The organism is Oleiphilus sp. HI0123 (assembly GCF_001635315.1).
Genome location: NZ_LWGE01001378.1, coordinates 1 through 5,570, shown reverse-complemented (window position 1 = coordinate 5,570; position 5,570 = coordinate 1). Strand labels below are relative to the sequence as shown.

Below are 5,570 nucleotides of genomic sequence, written 5' to 3'. Positions count from 1 at the left end.
ATTTGCTCAGCAACCTGTTGATAAGAGCGCAACTCGCCTTCAGGAATCTTCAGTAAGGCCTCCCATACCAACAGTTGGAAAGGCGTTCCTTTGCAGAGCAAGTTCAACTTGTTCTCGTTTGCTGGTCCAGAGTCGAAAATACGTTTTAGGGTAGTTAATGTGCTCGCTTGGTTTTGCTTTAGTTCAGCATGTGGCCACTCGCGCTTCATCTCAGCCAAACCTTCTGCTTGAAGCTCCAGTGAGTCAAGAAATGCCAATTTGCATAAGCCTCGTTGAGTCAGAGCTAGCAGACAATAACCGAAGGGAGAGGGGTGAAAGCCATAGTCTATTTGAACGCCTTGGCCACCACTTTTATATTCGCCAGGTGTCACGCTTTTACACTGAACCATCAGATCGTGAAGTCGGCCACTCCCGCTTAAGCCGCTGTTGTAAGCGGAATTAGAGACAGAGTGTTGCTTAAGTAAAGCTTTGGCTTTTTGCTTGGTCAGAAATTGTAAGAACTGCTTGGGTGATACCCCCGCCCATTGAGTAAACACACGCTGCAGGTGAAACTCACTCAAGCCAACATATTCGGATACCGCTCTTAAACTGGGTTGCTGACCCTGTTTAGCGTCAAGAAAAGTGATCGCTTGAGCGACTATCTGGTAATGGCGGTGCTGTTCGTCAAACCGTGTCATGGTGCCTTCCTGAAATCTCATAAACTGAAGAGCTTGGTGATAAGTCAGTATAAGAGAAGACGGCAAGGCGTTGCGACCCGATCCTTGCTCATTTTAAGGATTATGCTGGCTGTGTTTTATGTGCCAAGGCCAGAGCAGCGCTTCGGTTTTCAACGCCTAGCTTGCTGTAGATATTCTTTAAATGCCATTTGGTCGTTGATAAAGCAATACCAGACTGTTTACTAATCTCCGCGTTACTTAGGCCAGTGGATAGAAGCTCAAATATTTCGAGTTCCTTGTCGGTCAGCAGGTGAGCTGGTTGAATCAGGTCTTGGAACTTATCACCAGCTGCTACCAAGGTATGAAAAATATCGGTAAAAATGGTGGGCAGGGCCACTCTGGATTCATTAACCGCTTGCTGGAAGAGCAGTTCCAGCCCAGGAGCTTCATCAAATACACTGCGGGAAAAACAGACCAAACCATAACGGCTAATGAGGCGCTTAACCAGACTGATCGCCGCATCAGTGTTACCCTGCCTAAAGGCAATCATGGCGATATTGCAGCGTGCTATCAATACTCGTGAGGTGATATTGTTCCGGTCTAGCAACTGGGCGATATCTTCGAGCAAGTCGCTTGCTTGTTTAAAGCGACCTTTAGATATCAAAAAATATACGGCAGCCAGTGCACCTCTTTCCCGGTGCTCTTCATATTGCCCGGATTTCTGCCAAACTCCTTTATTGATGAACTCATCTAAGTGGTACTTTTCGAAAATGTGCTTACAAACTGAGAAAGAACCGCTACGAAACGCCTGGCGCATTTTTTCGTGAACTACTTGGCTATTAAAGCGCTGATAGTCACCTAAAGATAAAATACGCTCAAGTTGGTCAAGTAAGCGGCTTGCTTTGGACGATTGGTCTTTTATATGAAAAACCCGGGAGCTATATAGATAAACCGTCGCTACTTCTTCCGTTGCGCAGGAGTGGTTAACTAGTGGGATTAATTGCGTGCTCAATTCCAGTGACTTATCCAGCTGATTTTGCTCATATTCTACTACCATCATACCGGTCGCCAGGTTTGCCCATAGCGGGTTTCTGTCACCATGTTTAATAGGCAGAAACACTTCGTTCATCAGTTGAATAGCCTCGACACCCCTGCCTAAATATCGGTCACATAAAATGATGACTAAGCTGGCAAAGCTTTCGAAGAAGTGATGCTGATTCTGGTTCAGGATACTTTTACCCTCATTTGCCAGCCGAAAAGCAGAACTCAAGTTTCCGCTGCACATCAGGGCATAGGCCTCCAGTACCTTTACAAAGCCGAGGATCTCTTGAGGCGCCTCTGCAAGGTTCTTGGCATATTGCGGATCGGGAGCCAGAACTTCCGAGTCACTTTGAAAGAGTTTGAGTAGATAATGAAAGAACTGGTAATGAGCTTTTAGCGTGCCGGAGCCCGCAGTATAGCCGAGCTTAAGTCTCTCGAGGAAATATCCGGCTTGATTGAAGCGTCGGGTAAATGATAAAGCATAAAGTTGATTGATCAGTAATTCAGGGTGCTGTGTAAAGTCTTCACTTGATAAGTTACTTAGGCTGTCTGTGACTCGTTCAAGCTCTCCTTGTTTTATCCAGCCCGCGCAAGCATCTTCTAGAATCTTGAAGTAGAAGCTTTGCTCGGAAGATTGTCTAGCGTGATAGATCGCGCTGTCGAGATCCTTATGCTCAAGGAAGTATTTGGCGACAAGGAAGTGTAAGTGCTTGATATGTTCGGGGCCTTCTTCAATTTCCAGGCGTTTTAGTAAGAAGTCCTGTAGCAACGGGTGGTAACGATACCACCCAGCATTATTAGACTCTGGCGAAAGAAACAGCTCTTGCATAGTGATTTCTTCAAGACTGGCCGCCGAGTAGTCGATATTCAGTACATTTTCACAAAGATCCTGATTGAAAGATTTGCAAATAGCTGTCGATAGTACAAAGCGTTTAGCGCTAGGAGTGAGCTTATTAAGGACTTCGTGACCAAAATAATTCAGTAATTCGGGCTGACTACCGCTAAAGCTATCTAGTGCAGATTCTCCAACTTTGTCGTAGGCAAGTAGTGCTAGTTTTGTACCGACGAACCAGCCTTCTGTTTGGTCGAGCAAGGTATTGACTCTATTGGGCTGTAGGCTGGAACCGCCAATGGTTTGATTTAATGCGAGCAGGTTTGTTTCATCTAGTTTTAAATCATTGCCATCTATCAACAATACAGATTCTTGCAGCTTTAGTTTTGCAATCGAAAATTGGGGGTGTCGTCTAGATGATAAAACAAATGTGACATGCTTCGGTAATTGGCTGATTAAGCGTTCTAGCGTCTTATGAATATGACTGGCTTTTATGTGGTGAAAGTCATCAAAGACAATCGCTAATGGATGATCAATTTGTGTTAGGGCTTCAATGAAAACCTCAATGATTTGCTCGGGCTTTACTTCGGAGTCATCTTTAAAAAGGTTAAAAAATGAAGCATCCCATAGCGGCGCGATATTTTTCAGGGACTCAAATATTAACGCAAATAATGCGTTGCCCTCATTAAGCTTTGGGGAGGTCTGGAATTGCAAGGTCTGACATTCAGTATGAATGGATTTTTGCCGAGTTACCCATTGATCCAGCAAAACACTCTTTCCGGAACCGGGTGGTGCCACCATGAGAACAAGAGGGTAGCCTAGCCCCTTATCCAATAGTGCTATTAGATCATCTCGCTTGATATGAGTATTCATAGTGCCACCGCTCGTCCTGATTCCTTGTTATTGTTCTGACTCTATATGGCATACATGCGTCTACTAATTAAGACTGCATTATGTCCTTTTCGATCTCAATAGCGCTTTTAAATATTGTGAAATACCACTATTCAAAGTGTGAAATAGGCCATGTTTTATGACTTTTGCTGTAATTGTCGGTAATTTATCTATTAACGTTTGAACTCAGGCTGAAACAGGCTTAAGAGATCGAGTGTACCTTGATTTTTGTATCTCCCCATCCTTTAGGAGGGTGTTAAAGTTTTAACACTATCCTTACCCTGCCGGTTACTTGACAAAAGTTGTCCTCTTTTCCTCAAGCAGGGGTCGAGCGTATCCCCCAATATGCACCTGCTTAGGGAAAGGGTTTTTTGTCAAAGAAAACAAAAATAATGGACGGAGAGACGACACATGATTATTAACTCGGTATGGGTAACCTGGCCGGCCCTGGTCAAATACGGCACACTCGGTGTAGCAGGCGCTGCACTAATAATTGGCTTGGAACGAGGTGAGCTGCTCGAGAACAATATGATCTCGACAGAAGACTTTGAACTAGCAAACGAAGGTATTGTCTGTGATGAGCGAAGCCACACCGCTCGAACAGAAGATGGTACCTGTAATATTCTGGAGAACCCGTCAGAAGGTTCTGTCCATATGCGCTTTGGACGAAACGTCGAGCTTCAAGCCGCCTTTGGTGAAACGGAAGACGGTACCTTGTTGAGCCCTAACCCGCGTGAAGTCAGTAACTCGCTGATGAAGCGTGAGCAATTTAAGCCCGCCACCAGCGTTAACTTTATTGCGGCGTCATGGATTCAATTCATGGTTCACGATTGGGTGAGCCACGGCCCTAATGCGACCGATAACGATATCGAAGTGCCTCTACCATCAGGTGACCCTTTAGGTACGGGTGTTATGTCTGTACAACGTACAACTGCTGATCCGGATCGTAGCGTTGAAGACGATGCTTACTTGCCAGCGACTTACCGTAACCACAATACTCACTGGTGGGATGGCTCACAGCTTTACGGCAGCAACAAAGAAACCAATGATTCTGTTCGTTCATTTGAAGATGGTAAGCTCGCTATTGAAAGTGATGGTACTTTGCCAACAGACTTCTGGAGTGGCGTGCCGGTTACTGGCTTTAGTGACAACTGGTGGCTAGGTCTTAGCATGATGCACCAGCTATTCACCTTGGAGCATAACGCTATTGCTGACAAGCTGAAGGAAAACTATCCAAACGCGACAGATCAGTGGCTATTTGATAAGTCCCGCTTGATCAACTCTGCCTTGATGGCGAAGATTCACACAGTTGAATGGACGCCTGCAATTATCGCCAACCCTGCATTAGAGTTGTCGATGGAAGCAAACTGGTGGGGTATCGCGCGTAATCCTGAAACACGTGATTTGATCCAAAATGTGACGGACGATATCAAAGGTCCTAATTCCTGGCTCATTAACACCATCGCATTATTTGATCCTGAAAAAGCTGAACAGTTAAGCACGCCAGGCGCAATTGACCATATCCTTGGTGGTTTGGTTGGCCAAAGCAAACCAAATAACTATGATGTTCCTTATGTACTGACTGAGGAATTCGTTGCGGTTTATCGTATGCACCCATTACTACGTGATGCGGTAGATATCTACGATATCGGTTCAAATGTTGTTTCTGAGCGTATCAATATTGAAGACACGCGTGATGGCGATGCAGAAGATATTCTCGATAATCAGGGCGGCGATCGTCTATGGTACTCCTTCGGCATTACTCACCCAGGTTCCTTGACGCTAAACAACTATCCTGAGTTTTTGCGTAACCTTTCAATGCCGTTAATTGGCGATATTGACTTGGCAACAATCGATATTATTCGTGACCGTGAGCGTGGTGTACCACGTTACAACGAATTCCGTCGCCAGATTGGTTTGAATCCGATTACCAAGTTTGAGGATTTAACTGAAGACCCTACAACTTTGGCTGAATTGAAGCGTGTTTATAACAATGACATTGAGCAGATCGATGCTTTGGTGGGTCAGCTAGCTGAAACAGTGCGTCCTGATGGCTTTGCCTTTGGTGAGACGGCTTTCCAGGTCTTTATCCTGAATGCTTCTCGTCGTTTGATGACAGACCGTTTCTATACTGAAAGCTATACACCTGA

Annotated in this window: 3 protein-coding genes; 1 reads left to right on the top strand and 2 read right to left on the bottom strand. The window is 45.1% G+C overall.

What is annotated here, in order from left to right:
• The coding region (locus tag A3761_RS17450; protein ID WP_068750595.1) for a helix-turn-helix domain-containing protein at positions 1-677 on the bottom strand (677 nt) is incomplete at its 3' end.
• A gap of 100 nt (positions 678-777) precedes the next feature.
• Positions 778-3,402, bottom strand: coding sequence for a LuxR C-terminal-related transcriptional regulator (locus A3761_RS17445; protein WP_068739893.1), 2,625 nt, complete (start codon positions 3,400-3,402; stop codon positions 778-780).
• 429 nt (positions 3,403-3,831) lie between these two features.
• Here A3761_RS17445 and A3761_RS17440 point away from each other — a divergent pair.
• Positions 3,832-5,570, top strand: a 1,739-nt coding sequence (locus A3761_RS17440; protein WP_304439624.1) for a peroxidase family protein, incomplete at its 3' end; no start/stop codon positions are given.